Genomic DNA, 18489 nt, shown 5'->3' with positions numbered 1-18489 from the left:
GCTGTTTCATGGGCTCGCCCTCGCTGTCGTTGACATGTTTAGAATGCCACCGTGGCGCCTAGACGCCTCGGCGAGGGCGAGTCCATCCGATTACAGCGGCTTCGTGGCCTGGTCCGTGGTAACCCACATTCGGTGAATGTGATTGCCATCACAAAAGCAGGACGAAGAAATTTGTTTGTGTGGCGAAGAGAATGGTCGTTTGGCGTCTGTCGGGATTATGAAAATGTTTTGTTGCCGTACCGAAAAGCTTCCTCATTCCACGCCGAAGAATCGGCGTTAGCGCTCTGATACGATTCACTTTCTTTATTGTCATCGAGCTGTCTTCAACGGATGGCATCATACCGTTTCATGGTCCGTTATAACCCCTTTATAAAGACCTGTTCGTTGTCGTTATTTGGTTGACAAACCTGGTGGTATAAAAGAAAAAGACGAGCTGAGATATTCCTATTACGGATATGGGAATGACACTATCAACAGGGAGCGTTCCTTCTGTGATCTTTCCGCGCACTTCTTCTGATTCCCTTCTGTCTCAACACCGTAGAGCGGCGCCATGAGCATGCTTGTGCAAGCTTTTCGTTCCTTGATCAGCGAGCAGCACAATCGCCTGCTGCGCCTGAAGTTTCCCCATAACGATGGGCCGGATGCGGTACTGCTGCCGGAGCAACTGGATGCGACGGAAGGCCTGTGCCGGGATTTCAGCTACACGGTGACATTGATATCCGATGATGCCCATCTTCATGCCAAGAGTTTCATCGGCCGCATGGTGACTCTGGAACTGGTGCGCAAGGACGGCTCGCTGCGTTATTTCAACGGTTATGTTTTCGAGTTTTCCCGGCGCGGCACCGATGGCGGCTACGCGACCTATGAAATGCAGCTGGGGCCATGGCTTAGTTTCCTGAAGTTGCGCAAGGATAATTATCTGTTCCAGAACCAGACCGTGGCGGAGCAGACCGCGGAGGTCTTCGCGGATTATCCGCTGCGGGACTACCGTACCCATTTTATCAAGCAGGAGGACGATGCCACGCTCACTTTCGCCATGCAGTGGGATGAGTCCGACTACAACTATCTGCATCGGCGCTGGGAGGAGCGAGGCTGGTATTACTGGTACGAGCATCGGGCCGATGGTCATACCCTGGTGCTCAGTGATGACTCCGCCACCTCGGACCCTGTCGATGGTTCGGAGCGGGTGCGTTATCACAAGGAAGGGGGCAGCCGGGTCAGCGACGCCATCAGTGAGTGGTTCGCCCATCGCCGTCTGGCGTCCACCGCTTACAGCGCCTCCAGCTTCAACTTCAAGAATCCGCAACCGCAGATGGCCAGCGCCGCCACCGTCAATGATCAGGGCATGGTGCCGGACCTGGAGGTTTACGAGTACGCCGGCGCCTACGGTTTCAAGGCCCGGGAGAGCGGAGAAATGCAGAGCCGCCGCCGCATGGAGGAAATCGAGGCCCACGCCAAGGTGTTCCAGGGCGAGGGGGATTGCAGCCGGTTGCAGCCGGGCCGCTGGTTCGGACTGATGGATCATTTCGATCATGATGTGGAAGAGGAAAGCGACCACCAGTTTCTGGTAGTGGAGACGCACCATCAGGCGCGTAATAACTACCTTGGCAAGGAGTCGGCTTCCCATTACGAAAACCGCTTCCAGTGTCTGCGCAAGAAAGTGCCCTGGCGGCCCGGGCGCGGCTTCAACAGTCAGCAGCCCAAGCTGTACGGGCTGATGACCGCCACCGTGGTGGGCCCCAGCGGTGAGGAAATTTATTGCGACGAGTATGGGCGGGTGCGGCTGCAGTTTCATTTTGACCGAGAAGGCCAGAGTAACGAGGCCAGTTCCTGCTGGGTCAGGGTGGCATCGAACTGGGCCGGTGAACGCTTCGGTTTCATGGCGGTGCCGCGCATTGGTCAGGAAGTTCTGGTCCAGTTTCTGGACGGTGACCCGGATAAGCCGATCATCACCGGCCGGGTCTATAACCAGGCCAATATGCCGCCCTGGGATCTGCCCGCCAACAAAACCCAGACCGGGATTCTGACCCGTTCCAGCCAGGGCGGCGGCTATGACAACGCCAACGCCATCCGCTTCGAGGACAAGAAGGGCGAGGAGCAGCTCTGGATCCACGCGGAAAAGAACCAGGATATCGAAGTCGAGAACGACGAGACCCACTGGGTCGGTCAGGATCGCAGCAAAACCATCGACCGCGATGAAACCAGCCACATCAAGCGCGACCGCACGGAAACCGTGGACCGTGATGAAACCATCACCGTGCACAACAACCGCGCTGAAAGGGTGGACCGGAACGAGACCATCTCCATTGGCGCCAATCGCACCGAGGACGTGGGCGGCAATGAGAATGTGGTGATCGGCGGCAACCAAACCGAATTGATTAAACAGGCCAAGGCGGAAACCGTGGCCCTGGCCAAGGCGCTGACCATCGGCGGCGCTTATCAGGTTTCCGTGGGCGCGGCCATGAACACCACGGTGGGGCTGTCCCAGTCGGAGCAGGTGGGCATCAATAAATCGGTTCTGGTGGGCAAGCGTTTCACCATCAATGCGCGGGATGAGCTGTCCATCACCGTTGGCAAATCCTCGCTGGTGATGAAGTCCGATGGCACCGTGCGCATCAACGGCGTGCAGTTTGAGTTCGGTGCCAGCGGGCCGGTTCACATCATCGGCAAGGACGTGGATATCAACTAGGGCATCCAGAAGACGCCATTCAAATAGTGTGTACAGGCCCTCGGACGATGGAATTCCGCAACCTCACGCCTTTCGATGCGCTTTGCTACGGTGGTCTGGATCCGGCCGGCGCCGAGCATCGCATCATCGCGATGAAAGTGGGCTACCGTCTTGTACCCGACGACAACGAGGCGGGCGTGTTTCATGCCCGGGTGATGGACGATGAACCGCTGCCGTTGTGTATGGAAGACCGTTACTACGGAGAGCCGGGGCACTCCAGCGCTTTCGAGGAAAGCGATCTGGCGCCATACAAACCCAAGTGCGATGTCCTGCTCAGAGGGCAGGCTCACGCGCCCGGGGGCAAGCCATCCCGATCATGGCGGGTGCGCTTCAAGCTGAGTCTGCCGATGGCTCCCGCGGAGATACAGACACCGCCGCCGCGGCCGCTGAACCCCCGTATGCCGTTGTCGGAAAAACAGCGGGATCAGTGGCAGCTTGAGCTTCAGCAGGCGGAGCGGACTCGATTACAGGCGCCCACCGCCCGCGTGCTGATGGACAAGGTGCTCCAAGTCACCGGGGAGCGTTATTTCAAACGCCGCTGGGGACGCTGGTGGCTGTCCCGCCCGGCCCGTGCGCGGACGGTGCCGTTGCGCTGGGAATATGCCTTTGGTGGGCGTAGTGAAGTCGCCAATCCCGGCCATGCCGGCGATCCGTCCGCGCCTTCTCATTGGCTCAATGAAGTCTGTTTCAGCAACCCTTTGGGCCGTGGCTGGATCGAGCGCCGTCATCGCCGCCTGGCGAACAAGGCCGGTCAGTCGCTGACCCGGCTGCCGGCGCCGCGAATTGAAGACCCGCAACAGCCATGCCGTGAGCTGGTGAGGGGCCGTCATCCGGACGGTGAACAGGACGCCACGGCAATGGCGCGTCTGGCCGCCGGGTACGGCGCCGCGCCGGCGGGGTTTGGCATTGTCGGCCGTGCCTGGGCACCGAGGTTGGCTCATGCCGGGACTTACGATGATGACTGGCTGAAGCGGCGCTGGCCCGGCTTGCCGGAGGATTTCGATTTCGCTTATTGGAATGGCGCGCCGGCGGATCAACAGATCGAGTATCCGTTACCGGGAACGCGTATTGAGTTGTGGCATCTGACCGACCCGTCGCAAACGCCGCGCGGCTATTTGCGAACCGAGCTGCCGCAACACAAGCCCTTTGTTTTGCTGCGGATGAGCAACGGGGCCATGGTGCCGATGCCGCTGTTGACCGACACCCTGATCGTCGATACCGAAACCATGGAACTGCATGTGACCCACCGGATTTCGATTCCCCAGGGGACGCCGGTACGCGTGATCGAAGCCCGGTTTGAGACCGATCCGGAAGCGCCGCTGGTGAAGGCCGGGATCGAAGTGGAGGAAACCACGGATGGCGGATGACTACATCGCCCGCAAGCAAGGTGGCTGGAAGGTAGTGAGCCTGGCCCCGGATGTCTGCAAGACGCCCATGGGCAGCAGCACGCCGCCGGTGCCGTACCCGGTTACCGCCGAGCTGGCGCAGAGCGGCAAGACCGCGGCCACGGTGCGTGCCAACGGCCATGAATTGGTGCTGTTCGATGCCAGTCTGGTGTCCAAAACCCTGGGGGACGCCGCCGGCAGTGCCAAGGGGGTGAAGAGTGGTACGGTGGGGGCGGCGAGCTGGCCCAAGGGGCGCAGCAGCAGTGTCTTCGTACAAGGCAAACCGGTTGTCCGCCACGACGACGAGTTTTGGATGAACGGCAGCCATGGTGGCAACTGGACCATTGCCGAGTTGCTGAAGGTGCTGTGTCCCAAGGATAAGGACGTGGTGGATGATCTGGCCGAGACCGATGTCTACATCGCCGATGATATCTACTATGACGACCTTATCTACGACGGCAGCCAATGGACTGTTGATCGCTTTCCTGGCGGCGGCTCCTGGGGTGGTGATTCGCTGTTGATGCTGGCGACCGGTTCCGCACAAGCCGCCGCGACCACCGCCTATCACGAGCTGATACACAAACATCAGGACCCGTCCATGAGCTGGCAGGCGATGGAGGAAGATGCCTACTACAGAACCGAGGCGTGGGCCATTGAACGAGGGATGCCAGCACCGGATATCGACGGGTTCGAGTTCCGGACCACCAAAGCGGATGGCGCGCTTGTGCCGAACCGTGATGACATCGAGCGGTTCGTACAAGAGACTTATCCTATTCCGGCGGATCCAAACGCGGCTTTTCCGGTGGGAGTGAACGCTTCCGGTGATGTGCAATTGAGCGATGGCACGACGCGGCCACCAGAGAGAGGAGACCGCATAGCGGGACAGGAGGAGACGGCCCGTAAAAGGAAAGTACCTCGCTCGGTATGGAAGTGCCCGGGTGAAAGCGACACCCCGCCCGAGGAGGAATGAATATGCTCAGGGCCATGGAGCGTTGCTCGTTTTTGTTGAGTCTCTTGTGCCTGACCGCCTTGACTCAGGCCTGTGTTGGAAACAACAACGGAAATAACAGCGGGCAGCCCCCGCCAATGGATACCACCATGACCAGTATCGAAGTGAACACCGCCGACGGCGTCCACCCGCTCACCATGGCGGATCTGGAAGCGCTTAAAGAAAACCTGATTGAAGTCCTGTCGGAAAAAAAGCCGGAGCAGGACTACGGTTTCCTGATTGGCGAACTGCGTGATCATTCCGCGCCCATGATCAGTGAAGACGGCGTGGCCAGAATAGGCGGCTGGCGCCTCACTGAGATTTCCGGGAGGCCGGTGTTCGAACGGCAACAGATGCCGCGGGCGCCGATGATGCGTTTTTTCCATGCGCCGATTGCCTTGGATGAAAATGGTCGCTGGCGAATCACGGATGTCATCATCGTCAAGGTGCGGGGCCGATAAGTACCGGACCGGAATGGCTATGGGAAGGGATGCCGGAGATGGATGACGTCATCGTATTACCCCCGATCACGATCTACGGGGGCAGGGAACTGCCGAATGGCGATTGGCTGCATGTGAACCCCAGAACCGAAGGGGTTCTCATGGAGGTGTTCCCGGCGGATGAAACCATTGCAACGCCGTTGTCCCGGGAGCTGCTCAGCTATGACGATTACGCCGCCTACCGAGAGGCGCATCCGGATTTGGATCTTCCCGAGTTCGAACCGCCGGACGAGGAAGAAGAGCAAGCGCCCATCGGCCGCCAGAACCGCTCCATTCAGAGCCACGGCGGTGGTAACACCATAGGGCGAGTGGTCGGCGAAACCGGCGCCACTCCGGGACCGGCCAGCGAGGCCAACCCTCCGCTGGAGCCGGAAACCGAACAGGAAGAAGGGTTCTGGTCCCGGAACGGTGAAGGCATTCTGGATGGCACCCAGTTGGTCCTTGATGGCGCGGGCCTGATTCCCGTGGTCGGAGAGGTGGCCGACGGCATAAATGCCCTGGTCAGTTTGGCGCGCGGCGATTATGCCGGTGCCGCTCTGTCCGCCGCCGCAATGATTCCCTTCGCCGGCTGGGGCGCCACCGCCGCCAAGGGCGTGCGTAAAGGGGCGGACGCCCTGGAAGGCGCGGGCAAGGGAGCCAGGGAAGCGACGGAGCAGGGGGCGAAAAGGGCGAATGAGCCTTCGACGAGCGGCGGCGGTAAAGATGGGAAAGGCGATGGCGCTAAAACCAAGGGGCGGGGGAAATGTGTTCTCAGGCCTTACCGGCCCGACACCTGTAAAGCAGAAGAAAAGATTGGGCATCATGTCGTCCCTGATCGGGCGTTCAGACTCGGAGGTCGTAAAGGTGCGGGGAGACGTCAGATTCCCGGTGGCTTATCCGAGCCGGAGGGTCTTGTGATCTGCCTGACGAGAAGCCAGCATACCCGAGTGCACCGGCTATACGACCAAAAGTATGAGCCTGGAATTGGTGCACTGGGTTCCCCTCCGGGAACGGCCAGCCTGCTTGCTTTGGAGATGGCGGGGGCTAAAGCTGCGGCTTCGGTCACCGGTTGCAAGACATCCAGCCTCGCGGCTCAATTACGCGCTTACCATCAAGCGAAAGGAATGGGGCCGGACTTCAAGGTCAGGGCTAATAAGAGCGGCAAACTGACGCGTGAGCTGTCGTTTGGCGACTTGGGTAGTGAAGGACCCGGGGAATTCTAGAAAAGGCAATACTATGTCAAACACGAAAGGTTCACCGATTACATTCGTAAATGGCTGCGCAATAAATCGGGATATGTACTACATCGCTTCTTCCCCGGACCTATGGACTGAGTCGGAGGATGCGCCTTATTCCGTGATGTTTATATACCAGGATCAGACGGAAGAGAAATGGTTCTATCATGAGCTGCCGAACTGGGAGGTGGTCTCAACGTGTTTCCCGGAACCGATGGCCAATGAAACGCGAAAAGCCTATGCGCTCAACATAGACGGCGAGGTCGAGTGCTACAGCCGGGACGGCACCATCATTGAGGTGATAGACGATGCGGGCGATAAGGAAGGCGGCCCGAATTACGGTCCGGTGAACAGAATTCGCAAGCTGGGAAAACATCTGTACGTTTGCGGCCATGGCGGCCAGGTCTACAGGAGGGTGGATGCAGGTTGGGAGCATTGTGATGCTGGTTTGCTGCAGGCTCCCGTCTCCGCTCAGCCGTCTTCGGGAATCACGGAAGAAGAGCGGCAACAAATGATCCAGAGCATGATTGATGCAATGGATCATGAGGTCGCGCTTTATGATATCAACGGCCCGAATGAGGATGACCTGTATGTCGTCGGTAGTGATGGCTTTATGGCTCACTACGATGGCAAGGTCTGGAGCCAGTTGGATCGTGCTACCGGTTCCCACCTGAATTGTATTCATGTTGTGTCGCCATCGGAGCTGTGGATCGCGGGGAGTGCGGGGACGGTGCTGCGAGGCAATGCGCGACAGGGTTTCAAAGTTGTTGCCCGAAAAACATCGGAATGGGACTTCTTGTCCATTACTTCCTATGAAGGTTCTGTTTATATTGCCGCTGACGACGGCATTTATTCCATGCGAAATGAGAAGCCAGAACGTCTGGATATCAGTGACAAACTGAATTTGAGAGACGTCTCCGATATTGAAGCCAAGGATGGTGTTCTTTGGGCTCTTTCGCCGAAAAAACTGCTTCGCTTCGACGGAAATGAGTGGGAATGCTTTGAACATCCGAATAATCAATAAAAAGACCTGACTCTCAATATCAAGCTGGATATCAAGAGCTGGGAGATCATCTTCAGGATTGTGTTCCGGTGCCGTTTGTAAGGTCAGCAGGCCTTTTTGATCTGGATCAGGATTTGGCTCTCCCGACACGGGCAGACTGCTGTGGTGCGGAGGATGGGGAAAGGAGCTTGGAGGACCCTCATCTGGAGAGCGTCATGGCAATACGGAAACTGGAGTCTGAAGCGGATTTCCAAACCTATGGGCAGGTGTTTCTCGGCTATGTGGTGTACTCGGCCCCGACCCGGACCTACCTTACCCACCGAGGTCGGAGGGAGGGGGAACCGCCCGTGTTGAGCGGCTACCACCCGGCCTGGGCCCATCGGTACGATAGGCTGGAAGACGCCATGGGCGACGCCACGCTTTTGCGAAATGGCGCCGTGGTCATGATACTGGCGGACCAGGCCGGTGAATACTGCCTCCATGAGCTGTAACACGGCAAGGGGCGGTTCGTACCTGGAGCGGGGCTTCGCTGATCAGGCTTGAACAACCTGTTCAAGCAGTAACAATCCCGGTATCCAGCCGGTGAATACGGCGCATAACAGAGTGAGCCATGCCACCGGCTTCTGGATGTTCCGCGACAGCCCCAACAGCAGAAAGAAGCTGAACCACAGCACAGTCCAGGCTACCCAATTGAAGGTATTCCATAGACCGAATTCGCCACCGATGTCCGCCAGTGATTGGATCGCGATGATGCCGGCAGTGAGGCTGACAAACAGGCAGAACCAGCCCAGCCCCTTGCCGTCCACATTGAGAAACTGATTGGCGGCCACCCACAGATAGGTGAAGGCAAACAACAGAGTGAAGGCGCCGGCCTTGATCGATAGCGGGCCGGAGGGTTCGGCGAGAATCAGGAACAGGGCGATGCACAGGCTCAGTGCGCCGACGAACAGGTTGATGACGGCGACCTCGCGGCCGCTGATCTTGTTCATCAGCCAGATGCTGTTGAGAAACAGCACGGCGCCGACGTACAGCAGAGTGAGTCCGAGTATCATGATGTGTACTCCTTGTTGTTATTGGCATGATTCGGGGCCGGCTCTTTACCGTCCCGGGTTCTGTTGCAAAATCTCCCTGGCGATTTCGAGGATGGATTTCCGCTTCTTCATGGCTTCCCGGGAGAGAAAGGTATGGGCTTCCTCTTCCTCCCAGTCGTGGTGCTTCATCAACCGTACCTTGGCGCGGTTGATATCCGCCTGATTGCCCATCCGGTCCTGGAGCTGGGCGTTCTTTTGTTTCAATTTCGCTGTTTCTTCACTGTTGCGGCGGGCGGACACCAGCACTGGCAGCACCTTATGGCTGTCCAGAGGCTGGGTAATGACGCCATGGCAACCCAGTTCCAGGATCTGTGAGAGAACGGCGGGGCTTTCGTATTCCACCAGCGCCACCACCGTGGTGCGCGGATCGCCGGTGGTGACCAGGCTGCTGATCTCTTCATGGTGGCGGCTTTGGAAAATACCGGTGAAGATGACGTCCACCGTCACCTCGCACTTTTCCGGTGGCGGCCAGAAGTGACGCACGGAACAACCGATGCGGATCAATTGCAGTACCAGAGCGTCACTGATGTCCCCAGGCGGATTGATCACCAGGACCTGCAAGTCCCGGAGCGTATTGAGAATGGCCGCGGCGCTGGTCGGGGTGGTCATCGGCGCTCCTCCCGGCCCATGCTGGCGGACCAGTCGTCCAGGTTGTGCACCACCACGTAAGGGTCTGGCCGGATCGGTTGCGGAGACTGCCATTTGACCTGGAATACGCCCCGGGCATCGATTTCAGCGATCCGGGACGTTAAATGGGTGTGATTGTTTTGCCGCTCGATGCGGATCGGTCCCTGAGGGGCATTCAGCTCCAGTTCATAAAGATGACGCCGAACGTCTTCCACGTGCCAGCTGCCAGCGGCCCGCATCGCTCTGGCCAACATCAGGGTTTGGCAATAGGCCGCCTCCGTCCAGGCGGTGATGGTGACATCCTCGGGGAAAAAAGCATGGCAGGCATCGATGAAAGCGCGGCTCGCCGCGGTGTCGATGCTGGAGAAATAGGGGGCTACCACCACATGGCCTTCGGCGACCTCGTTGCCCATCTCCACGACTTCCGCCTCGCTGGTGGTCAGGCTGGCGATGGGGGGACGCGCCGAGGTGCTGTAGTGACGGGCAAAGGCGCGGTACAGTTCCGCCGTGCCGGTGCCCACCACGGTGGAGAACACCACATCGGCCTGTGCTTTGATGATCCTTTCCACCGCATGCTTGACTTCATCATCGGAGGGATAGAGGGGGATATAGATTTCCTCCACCACGCTGCCGCCGTGTTGCCGATAAAGATGGCGCATGACGTGATTGCTTTCCCGGGGATAGATGTAATCCGAACCGATGAAGACCACGCGCTCACCGTAATGATTGATCAGGTAGGCGGCCAGGGGCGCGCTGTTCTGGTTTGGCGCGGGACCGCCATAGAAAATGTTCGGGGAATATTCGAAGCCTTCATACGGTGTGGGATAGCAGAGCAGGGCGTCGGCCCGTTCGATCACTGGCATCACCGCCTTGCGGGTGTGAGACATGTAGCACCCCACCAGCAATTTGACGCCTTGATTGCGAATGAAATCTTCCGCGCACAGCCGGTAGCGGTCCGGATCACCGCCGGGATCGTGGCTGACCGATTCGATCGGGTAGCCGTTCACGCCGCCTTCGCGATTGGCCTGATCGATGGCGAGCAGGGCACCGTAGCGTTGCGAACGCTCGATGTCGGCGGTAACGCCGGTGGCGGAGAACAACAGACCGATGGTGGGGCGGTCCCGGTGGTGGGGCATGGTACCTCTCCTGTTATTGTTATGGGCCCGCCACTACAGTGGTAGGAAGACCACGCGTTGGTGTTCCAGCCGGGCCCAATACGCGGTTGGGGTATCTCCATTGTCGCAGGGGTGATGATGGCGCAGAAGATACTCCGCCAACGGCACTTCCAGATACCGCCGGACACCACGGCGCAGGGAGCGGGCGCCAAATTGCCGATCGAACCCCTGCCTGGCCAGGAACGACACCACCTTTGGGTCCACATCGAGATGGCAATGGTGTTTGATCAGGCGCTGATTGAGCCGGCTGATCTCAAGCGCCACCAGTTGCTCAACGATGTCCGGTTCGATCCAGTTGAACGTGATGGTGGTGTCGATGCGGTTGACGAACTCCGGTGAGAACGCCTTGAGCAGTTTGCCGCGCACCAGCTTGTCGATATGGTGATGGCGGCGGTCGTGGCCCCCTGGCAGCAGGGAGCGGGGAAAGCGGGCGCGCCGTTCGTCGTAATGCTGAATGTCCCGGGCACCAAGGTTGCTGGTCATGAAGATCAGGGTATCGCGAAAACTGTAGGTGCGCTCACCGGACGCCACGGTCAGCATGCCGTTGTCGAAGACGTTCAGCAGCGCCTGAATCACTTCGTCACTGGCTTTCTCCAGTTCATCGAACAGTACGATACCGGGGCGGCCCTGGGTGCCTTCCAGTTTGTCCTGGTCGAGCAGAGTGGTGCCCTCCTTGGCGCCCACATAGCCCGGTGGCGCGCCGGTCAGCGCGGCGGCGTAATGCTCCTGGGACAGGGTGTTCATGTCCACCCGGCAGAACGCATCGGCATCACCATGCAGAGCCCGCGCCAGGGCGCGCACGATCTCGGTTTTGCCGACGCCGGTGGGGCCCAGGAACAGAGCGGTGAACAAAGGCCGGCGTGGGTCGGTGATATCGGCGCGCACCACCTTGAGAATGTCTTCCACCGCCTGCAGAGCCGGGTCCTGGCCGAGGATTTCGCCACGCAGGGTGGCCATGATGGTGCTCACGTCGAAACGATAACGGCTTTGCAGAGCCGATTGATGACGCAAATGGGCTTGCACCACGTTGTGCCGCGCCGCGTTTTCATGATTCAGAGCCAGGTGTTGATCGCGCTGTCTCTGATTTTGTTCGATCATATCGTTGAGAAAGGGCATGGCGTATCCCTATTGTCCGGAAAAAAGCTGTCCGAAAAAGGGGCGGCGTGCCGATCGGCACGCCGCCGCGACTCAGGCTTCTTTCTCCAGGCCCTCGTAGGGCACATTACCCACCGGGCATTGCGCGACACCAGCGCTGGAGCGGGTGATCTTCTCCACGTTTTCGCGCGCTTTTTCCGCGTCGTTGACCCAGGTCTTGTAGAACTCGAAGGGACATTCCGCCAACCCCTTGTCACCGTCGCCGGAGGCGTGCATGCCGCTATAGCCCCGGTGCAGGATCTTGAACAGATGGTTCTGGGATTGATCGTTGGCGCGGGCATCGCGGATTTGCGAGAGCGACAGCTGGGCGAACTGAATACCCATTTCCTCCTCACCGCATTCACCCAGCGTGCGGCCATCGAAACCGATGAGCGCGGAATGCCCGAAGTAGGAATAGACGCCGTCGAAACCGGCGGCGTTGGCCACCGCCACGTAGCAATTGTTGGCCCAGGCCATGGCCTTGGACATCAATACCTGCTGTTCCTTGGCCGGGTACATGTAGCCCTGGCAGCGAATGATCAGTTCGGCGCCTTTCATGGCGCAATCCCGCCAGATTTCCGGATAGTTACCGTCGTCGCAAATGATCAGGCTGATCTTCATGCCTTTCGGGCCGTCGCTGACATAGGTCTGGCCGCCGGGGTACCAGCCTTCGATCGGACACCAGGGAATGACCTTGCGGTACTTCTGGACGATTTCGCCCTTGTTGTCGATCAGGATCAACGTGTTGTAGGGCGACTTGCGCGGATGTTCCTCGTGGCGTTCGCCGGTCACCGAGAAGACGCCCCAGGTGTTGGCCTTGCGACAGGCGCGCGAGAAAATTTCCGTTTCCTCACCCGGCACGGTGGCGGCGGTCTCCATCATTTCGTCGGGGTCGTACATGATCCCCTGCAGGCTGTATTCCGGAAAGATCACCAGATCCATGCCCGGCAGACCTTGCTTCATGCCCACGATCATGTCGGCGATTTTCTGGGCGTTTTCCAGAACCTCGGCCTTGCTGTGCAGGCGCGGCATCTTGTAGTTGACCACCGCCACGCCGACGGTGTCGTTGCTGCTGGAGATATCTCCATGACGCATAACTCGTACCTCTTGTTGTCGTTTTCATTAGGGCAAATGGAGTGGCCGTCACGGATGACGAACCAAAAAAAAGGCTCTTCCGGGACAAGTCCCGGAAGAGCCCATTTGCTCTGTTGGCATTGTGCAATCTGGTTGGCGTAACCGCATCGCCGTTGATGGGCGCCGCCTGTTTGTCACGTTATAGGCGCTCCTTGCCGCCGCTGTCAAGCACTCCAATCCGATGCAGGAGTTGGGATATTCGCTTGCGGACAAGCTCCCACAGGGGCTTCGTAGTGCGGACTGTGGGAGCCAGCCTGCTGGCGAATGTGGCCTCCGGTATGAGGTATTCGCTTGCAGGTTCGCCCCTAAGGTTGGAGCGTAGCGACACTGCTACTCAGATCGAGAGTGGCCCGGGTACCTCCTCCCGGCATCGAATCAAAATCCAGCGTCCAACCAAAATGTTCACAGATCCGCTGGCTCAGAAACAAGCCGAGCCCGGGGCCTGTTCCCGGGGCGGGCAGCGCGCGCAGACTTTGGGTGTAGTCGCGGGCAACCTGTTCCGGGTCGAAGCCCACGCCGGTGTCGGTGATCCGCAATAGCACGCCGTCATCGGTATTGACATCGATTCCGATGGACCCCTGATGAGTATTTTCGGCGGCATTGCGGAGCAGGTTGCTCACGGCGATACGAAGCATTGCGGCGGGCGTGTTCAAAACGGTGGCGGGCAAGGGGGTGAGCTCGAATGCCACCGGTTTGTTCGACACCAGATGTTGATGATCGTGGACCAGCGCGGGCAGAAGCTCACGCAGATCGCACCACTCCCGTGTGCCATTATCCGTAGGTTGCTCCCGTGACAGGAACAGTAGAGCGGCCATGATTTCGTGCAGGTTATCCACCGTCTCCCGAATACGGTGAAGTGGCCGGTGAGCCGTCGCCGGTAACGCCGGCAGGGTATCGAGCACATCCACCGCGCTGGCGATCACGGCGATGGGGGTGCGGAATTCATGGCTGGCCTGATCGAGCAGTTGCCGCTCCCGGTCGATGAATTTGTCCACCCGGTCCAGATAGCCGTTGGCGGCCTGGGCGATGTGGTGAATCTCCACTTCCTTGTAGTCGACCGGCAGACGGGCGCCGGCCTCTCGTGGATCCAGGGACGCCATGCGTTTGGCGATGTCCTTGACCGGCGCGGAGAGGCGCCGGGCCAGAGAACGTACCAGCAGAATCGCCAACATCAAGCTGATGACGGCGATTACCGCGCCGAGCACGGCACCCTGATTTTGTTGTGTTTCCAGTTCCGTGATGTCCAGCGCCAGCACCACTCGCTCGGTGTCATTGGGATGGACCAGAGCCACATAGGTCCGCCCTTGCCATTCAATTTGCCGGCCCTGGAATCCCAGAGGCAAATCACGAAAGGGCGGAGGGGCGGACTCTTCCCCTTGCCTGGCGGGAACGTACCAGCCACGCAAAGGGCCGACCTGCGGCAGCTTCCTGGTTTTCAGGGGTTTGTCGGCATCCAGGTCCGCCAGGGTGGATTCCAGAATGATGCGCCAATACTGACTTTCGAGCAGGGATTGCGACAGGTAGCTATGGAAGGCGATGACGGCGGTCAGAAGAATGATCACCAGCAGGAAGCGGCTGTTGATCCGCCGGCGAAGACTGGTATGCCGGCAGCTATTCATGGTCAAGCTGGCACAACCGGTAACCGACCCGGGGCGCGGTGTGAATCAGCTTTCTGCTGAACGGACGATCCACCACCTTGCGCAGGTGGTACATGTGCGAGCGCAGAATATCCTGATCCGGCGGGCCGTCGCCCCAGAGAGTGGACTCCAGTTTTTCCCGGGGCACGACCTTGGGGGATGCCCGCATCAAAACTTCCAGCAGCCGCCGACCGGCCGGCGGCAGGGAAAGCATGCGGCCGCCGCGTTTGATTTCCAGTGTCTGAGGGTCAAATCGCAAGTCGCCCACGCAGAGGTCGGCGGAGCCGGCGTCCCAGCCCCGGCTGACCAGGGCCCGCAGGCGGATTTCCAGTTCCGCCAGAGCGAAAGGTTTGATCAGATAGTCGTCGGCGCCGGCCTCGAAGCCGGCGATTTTGTCCGGCAGCTGGTCCTTGGCGGTAAGCATCAGCACCGGTGTGGCGAGGCCGGCTTCGTCGCGCAGGCGCTGCAGGAAATCGAGCCCGTTCAGGTGTGGCAACATCCAATCCAGGACGATGACATCGTAGTGGTTATGGGTGGCCAGATGCAGTCCCGAAAGACCATCCGGTGCCGCATCCGGATAATGACCACGGGCTTCCAGGTAATCGAACAGGTTGCCCGCGAGGGCACTGTTGTCCTCGATGATCAAAACTTGCAGGTGGTTACAGCCCGCCAACCGGATCATGGTGCCCTCCCGTGAAGCCTTAAAAGCGGTAGCCGATGGACAGAGCCGCCCGTGGCTGGGTGGCGGAGCCGTGGTCTTCCACCAGCGGGCTGTCGGCGGCGTCGCCGAGCAAGCGCGCCACGCCCACCTGCGCGCGCACCAGCCAATGCCGGCCGGGGGAATAGTTCAGTCCCAGGCTCAGTCCTACATCTTTCATGCCAGCTTCGGCTTCATGCACAGGCAGACCGGTTGTCATCGCCTGATCCGGCGTGATTCCGAAATAGGCATCGGTGAAATCGGCGTCGGCCCAGGTGGCGCTGGCTTCCAGTTCCAGTTGTAGACGCGGATTAAGGGTGAAAGTTCGGCCCGCTTCCAGATCAATGTGCAGGCCGTCGTGGCTGCTGGAGATATCCTGATAGACGGCAAGTTGCGCTTTCCAGGGGCCTCGCCCCACGTTCAGGGCAAGCCCTCCGTCGACACCGGCATCGATATCCTCCAGGCCCTCAAGGATCGAATTGTCGTCGCTGTCGCGGCCGGAATGATAACGGGCCACCGCATCCAGCCCCCACACGCCATTGCCCCATAATCGTGCGCCGGCGGTGGTACCACGCAAATACAAGCGCTCCCCATAGTCAGCGAAGATCAGCGGTACCGCGCGTGTCTCGAGGTCATCGGAGCCCGGGTAGTCGGGACGGTAAAGCGCGCCGGCGCCAAGAATAAGACGCCAGTCCGGTTTACCGTGAGGCTCTTTGCCGGAAGGCGTTGGGGGAAGCGAAGGCGATGGGGGAAAGGCCAATAACAGGATCAGCCGGAGCGCTCGCGCGTTCCGCCAGCCCGGGCGAAGCGCCAATGTGGACGATGGGAACATGTTTTCCTCCAGTCGGCCGGTGGGGCCAGGAGACTCACCCTAGCGTCGCGGGTGTGGAGAAAATGTCGTCGGCTCGCGGGGAAAGCACCGGGCGGCGATTTTTCGTACCGGCGCGAATGCGGTAGCATACGCGCCACTTTTATCAAGGAGGATAAGGCCTTGGAATTATTAGGGCTGCTCAAATTGCTGTTCATCGTGGTAGTGCTGGGGCTCACCGCCAGCAGCCTGATCGGCTATTCATCCCGTCGCCGCCGGAGCAAGAAGGCGTTGGCCGAAGTGCGTGAGCAGGGCGGAGTGATCCGCCGGTTGAGCGAGGCGGAACAGCAGGCCTTGCCGCCGGTCCACGATCCGGCCAAACCGAAGCGTCCGCTGGCGCTGGAAAGCGATGACGTTTTTCTGCTGGAAGGCGCCTATTCCCGTCATGGTATTGAATCCAACGGAACCAGCACCTGGCACGACATCATTGGTGGCGTGGAGGTGTTCCTGCCATATGACGCCGATCTGTTCCTGGCCGAGCACAACCGCGCCGAAGTGGTGTTCGCCGGCAAGATGGCCGTGGTGGTCGGGTTGAACCAGGAGTTCGATTTGCTCAGCGCGGTGGAGCGGGATCAGCGCCGTAACACCGCTGATCAGCAATGGCAGGACGGTGCTCGCGGTGCTCTGCAGGATGTGTTTGTCGACAGCGATGACGATCCGGATCGGGACAAGGAAAAGGACGAAGAGGAAGCGGCACGTAAACGCCGGGTGGACATTTACTCTCAGCGGGACGAGACCGTGGCGGAGATCGAGGCCCGTCGTGGCCGGGGCGTGGGGCTTTTGCCGGGGCTGTTGCTGACATTCGCTTTCATTGGCCTGGGAATCGCCACGGCCCGAACCAGTGTGTTGGCAATGTCCCTGTGGAGTGGTGCCGCCGTGCTGTTGACGGTCTGGGCGTTGTGGCTGTTCTGGCGCCGCTGGCGCCCCGGCCCGCCACGGAAGGTGAATACGGTTGCCGGCACTCTGAATCTGACGCCGCTGCTGTTTGATGAAGCCAACAGCCGTGTGACCGTGGCCCCCACCCTGGGCGACAAGCTGGTTTTCAGCCTGCCGGAGCATTGGCGTCCCCATGTGAGCTATGAGGACGGTCAGCGCTTGGAGATGGATCTGCGCGTGGACGACTACTCGGTGGTCAATTACAACCGCCAGCTGTCCCTGGACGAGGAAATCCGGCGTTTCCCCCCGGCCTACTGGGGGCGGCACCTCACCATGGCTCTGGTGGCGGGCGTGGCGCTGGTGGTGGCGTTGTTGTTGTCACGGGCGCCCTGGGCTGATCTGATGCTGGCCTGGAACGCGGTGTCCGGGAGCAGCTATGTGGAAGCGCGGGAGGCGTCGGATCTGCTGGCGGCGCCGCCGGATCTTGGCAGCATGGTGGATCTGGCCGGTTCGGGGCGGTGCCAGGTGCGTGCATCGATGGGGGATTGGCAGTATCCCAGAGTGCACTGTGACTGGATCCGCTGGGGAGGCGATACTTCCGAGCTGCCCCGGGTGGAGATCGACGAGCTCACCGCCGGGCTGTTCTCCGATGAGGTGGTGAAAACGCGCCGGGATCCGTATGTGGAGATGATGGTGAAGCTGTACGGCCGGGATCCGGGTCAGGCGCCGCTGGTGGTAAGCAACCCCGAGGAGTTGATCGAACTGGTGGAGAATGCTTGCGGGTCGCGGCAACAGCACGCCTGTGCCTACCTGCGCGATACCATCGTCGAACATCTCCGTGTCGCCTTGCCGGAACGGCCCAGCGATTGGCGGACACTGCGCGAGGAGGTGGCCGGCTATGACGGTGAGAAACCGCTGCAAGCGGTAATAGGGCGCTCTCAGCTTAGCCTGGTAAAGCGCCGTCTGCGCGCGGTGGGGCGGGAACGGGCGGAACAGGCGGTGCCGGATCTTGGCCGCCAGATCCATGAAAAGGAAAAAGGCGGCGTGCTGGTGCACATGATTGGCGACCCGGGGCTGACACCGGCATCGATGACGGATATTCAATTGTGGCGGCGTTTCGTCGAACTGACCACGCCAGGTAGCGCGGAGCCGTTCTCGGCCAAGGGGATGGTGGTCCATCGCGGCGAGGACGAATCGGGCGCGCCGATATTGGTGGTGGATGTCACTCGCCAACTGGACTGGCCCTGGCGCTCGCTGCTGCTCAGCTTCTGGATACTGTTGTGCGCCGTGCTGCTGCCGGTTCACCTCTGGCTGGCGGTGCAACAGTATCGCGCCAAGCGTCGCCGCGAGGCGGATCTGGCCCGCCTGCATGGCTGGGCGTGACCGTCCTGACGGGGCACTGTTGCTCGGTCATTGCTGACAACGGTTATTC

16 protein-coding genes are annotated in these 18489 nt (G+C 60.0%); 8 read left to right on the top strand and 8 right to left on the bottom strand.

Features of this window, described 5'->3' with window-relative positions; genetic code table 11:
* The first annotated feature begins 556 nt into the window (after positions 1-556).
* From CRO06_RS19235 to CRO06_RS19205, 7 genes are all read left to right on the top strand, one after another.
* Entirely contained in the window at positions 557-2689 is a 2133-nt protein-coding gene (locus CRO06_RS19235; protein WP_244902859.1) for a type VI secretion system Vgr family protein, read from the top strand.
* Between the two features lie 47 nt (positions 2690-2736).
* Positions 2737-4095: a DUF2169 family type VI secretion system accessory protein gene (locus CRO06_RS19230; protein WP_097059172.1), complete on the top strand. Its 1359-nt coding sequence runs from the start codon at positions 2737-2739 to the stop codon at positions 4093-4095.
* Complete coding sequence (locus CRO06_RS19225; protein WP_082439224.1) at positions 4085-5083, top strand: DUF4150 domain-containing protein; 999 nt, start codon at positions 4085-4087, stop codon at positions 5081-5083. The genes CRO06_RS19230 and CRO06_RS19225 overlap by 11 nt, the downstream gene beginning before the upstream one ends.
* Before the next feature lie 128 nt (positions 5084-5211).
* A complete protein-coding gene (locus CRO06_RS19220) occupies positions 5212-5562 on the top strand; it encodes a hypothetical protein (RefSeq protein WP_143247775.1) in 351 nt (116 codons plus the stop codon).
* A 38-nt stretch (positions 5563-5600) separates the two neighbouring features.
* Positions 5601-6803 (top strand): hypothetical protein, encoded by a 1203-nt coding sequence (locus CRO06_RS20155; protein ID WP_051414532.1) that lies wholly within the window; start codon positions 5601-5603, stop codon positions 6801-6803.
* Between the two features lie 73 nt (positions 6804-6876).
* Positions 6877-7839 (top strand): WD40/YVTN/BNR-like repeat-containing protein, encoded by a 963-nt coding sequence (locus tag CRO06_RS19210; protein WP_143247773.1) that lies wholly within the window; start codon positions 6877-6879, stop codon positions 7837-7839.
* Positions 7840-8033: 194 nt separating this feature from the next.
* Entirely contained in the window at positions 8034-8309 is a 276-nt protein-coding gene (locus tag CRO06_RS19205; protein WP_097059169.1) for a hypothetical protein, read from the top strand.
* Between the two features lie 42 nt (positions 8310-8351).
* Here the strand turns inward: CRO06_RS19205 and CRO06_RS19200 are convergent, their stop codons facing one another.
* From CRO06_RS19200 to CRO06_RS19165, 8 genes are all read right to left on the bottom strand, one after another.
* Complete coding sequence (locus CRO06_RS19200; protein WP_097059168.1) at positions 8352-8870, bottom strand: AmiS/UreI family transporter; 519 nt, start codon at positions 8868-8870, stop codon at positions 8352-8354.
* Positions 8871-8915: 45 nt separating this feature from the next.
* Positions 8916-9518, bottom strand: a complete 603-nt coding sequence (locus CRO06_RS19195; RefSeq protein ID WP_022996199.1) for an ANTAR domain-containing response regulator — start codon at positions 9516-9518, stop codon at positions 8916-8918.
* Complete coding sequence (amiC, locus tag CRO06_RS19190; RefSeq protein ID WP_097059167.1) at positions 9515-10672, bottom strand: aliphatic amidase expression-regulating protein AmiC; 1158 nt, start codon at positions 10670-10672, stop codon at positions 9515-9517. Before amiC ends, CRO06_RS19195 begins: the two co-directional genes overlap by 4 nt.
* Positions 10673-10705: 33 nt before the next feature.
* Positions 10706-11827 carry an AAA family ATPase gene (locus CRO06_RS19185; protein ID WP_097059166.1) on the bottom strand — a complete coding sequence of 374 codons (1122 nt, stop codon included), beginning with the start codon at positions 11825-11827 and terminating at the stop codon, positions 10706-10708.
* A 72-nt stretch (positions 11828-11899) separates the two neighbouring features.
* A complete protein-coding gene (locus CRO06_RS19180) occupies positions 11900-12940 on the bottom strand; it encodes an aliphatic amidase (RefSeq protein ID WP_014994904.1) in 1041 nt (346 codons plus the stop codon).
* Between the two features lie 344 nt (positions 12941-13284).
* On the bottom strand, positions 13285-14598 hold the full coding sequence (locus tag CRO06_RS19175) for a sensor histidine kinase (RefSeq protein WP_022996202.1): 1314 nt from the start codon (positions 14596-14598) through the stop codon (positions 13285-13287).
* Positions 14591-15298: a response regulator transcription factor gene (locus CRO06_RS19170; RefSeq protein ID WP_425319676.1), complete on the bottom strand. Its 708-nt coding sequence runs from the start codon at positions 15296-15298 to the stop codon at positions 14591-14593. Before CRO06_RS19170 ends, CRO06_RS19175 begins: the two co-directional genes overlap by 8 nt.
* A gap of 19 nt (positions 15299-15317) precedes the next feature.
* Positions 15318-16145, bottom strand: a complete 828-nt coding sequence (locus tag CRO06_RS19165; protein ID WP_097059165.1) for a MipA/OmpV family protein — start codon at positions 16143-16145, stop codon at positions 15318-15320.
* A gap of 159 nt (positions 16146-16304) precedes the next feature.
* Between CRO06_RS19165 and CRO06_RS19160 the strand changes: the two genes are divergently transcribed.
* Positions 16305-18440 carry an IgaA/UmoB family intracellular growth attenuator gene (locus CRO06_RS19160; protein ID WP_179746665.1) on the top strand — a complete coding sequence of 712 codons (2136 nt, stop codon included), beginning with the start codon at positions 16305-16307 and terminating at the stop codon, positions 18438-18440.
* Positions 18441-18489: the final 49 nt, after the last annotated feature.

It is taken from the genome of Alloalcanivorax xenomutans (assembly GCF_900217905.1).
Lineage (GTDB): Bacteria > Pseudomonadota > Gammaproteobacteria > Pseudomonadales > Alcanivoracaceae > Alloalcanivorax > Alloalcanivorax xenomutans.
The sequence above is the reverse complement of the archived record's forward strand: the minus strand, read 5'-3'. Positions and strand labels throughout refer to the sequence as shown.

Excerpts from the sequence above, each read along its gene's own strand:
- CRO06_RS19225 (WP_082439224.1), top strand. The coding sequence starts at position 4,085 with ATGGCGGATGACTACATCGCCCGCAAGCAAGGTGGCTGGAAGGTAGTG.
- CRO06_RS20155 (WP_051414532.1), top strand. The coding sequence starts at position 5,601 with ATGGATGACGTCATCGTATTACCCCCGATCACGATCTACGGGGGCAGG.
- CRO06_RS19175 (WP_022996202.1), bottom strand. The coding sequence starts at position 14,598 with ATGAATAGCTGCCGGCATACCAGTCTTCGCCGGCGGATCAACAGCCGC.
- CRO06_RS19195 (WP_022996199.1), bottom strand. The coding sequence starts at position 9,518 with ATGACCACCCCGACCAGCGCCGCGGCCATTCTCAATACGCTCCGGGAC.
- CRO06_RS19165 (WP_097059165.1), bottom strand. The coding sequence starts at position 16,145 with ATGTTCCCATCGTCCACATTGGCGCTTCGCCCGGGCTGGCGGAACGCG.
- CRO06_RS19170 (WP_425319676.1), bottom strand. The coding sequence starts at position 15,298 with ATGATCCGGTTGGCGGGCTGTAACCACCTGCAAGTTTTGATCATCGAG.
- CRO06_RS19200 (WP_097059168.1), bottom strand. The coding sequence starts at position 8,870 with ATGATACTCGGACTCACTCTGCTGTACGTCGGCGCCGTGCTGTTTCTC.
- amiC (WP_097059167.1), bottom strand. The coding sequence starts at position 10,672 with ATGCCCCACCACCGGGACCGCCCCACCATCGGTCTGTTGTTCTCCGCC.
- CRO06_RS19235 (WP_244902859.1), top strand. The coding sequence starts at position 557 with ATGCTTGTGCAAGCTTTTCGTTCCTTGATCAGCGAGCAGCACAATCGC.
- CRO06_RS19220 (WP_143247775.1), top strand. The coding sequence starts at position 5,212 with ATGACCAGTATCGAAGTGAACACCGCCGACGGCGTCCACCCGCTCACC.
- CRO06_RS19205 (WP_097059169.1), top strand. The coding sequence starts at position 8,034 with ATGGCAATACGGAAACTGGAGTCTGAAGCGGATTTCCAAACCTATGGG.
- CRO06_RS19180 (WP_014994904.1), bottom strand. The coding sequence starts at position 12,940 with ATGCGTCATGGAGATATCTCCAGCAGCAACGACACCGTCGGCGTGGCG.
- CRO06_RS19185 (WP_097059166.1), bottom strand. The coding sequence starts at position 11,827 with ATGCCCTTTCTCAACGATATGATCGAACAAAATCAGAGACAGCGCGAT.
- CRO06_RS19210 (WP_143247773.1), top strand. The coding sequence starts at position 6,877 with ATGTACTACATCGCTTCTTCCCCGGACCTATGGACTGAGTCGGAGGAT.
- CRO06_RS19230 (WP_097059172.1), top strand. The coding sequence starts at position 2,737 with ATGGAATTCCGCAACCTCACGCCTTTCGATGCGCTTTGCTACGGTGGT.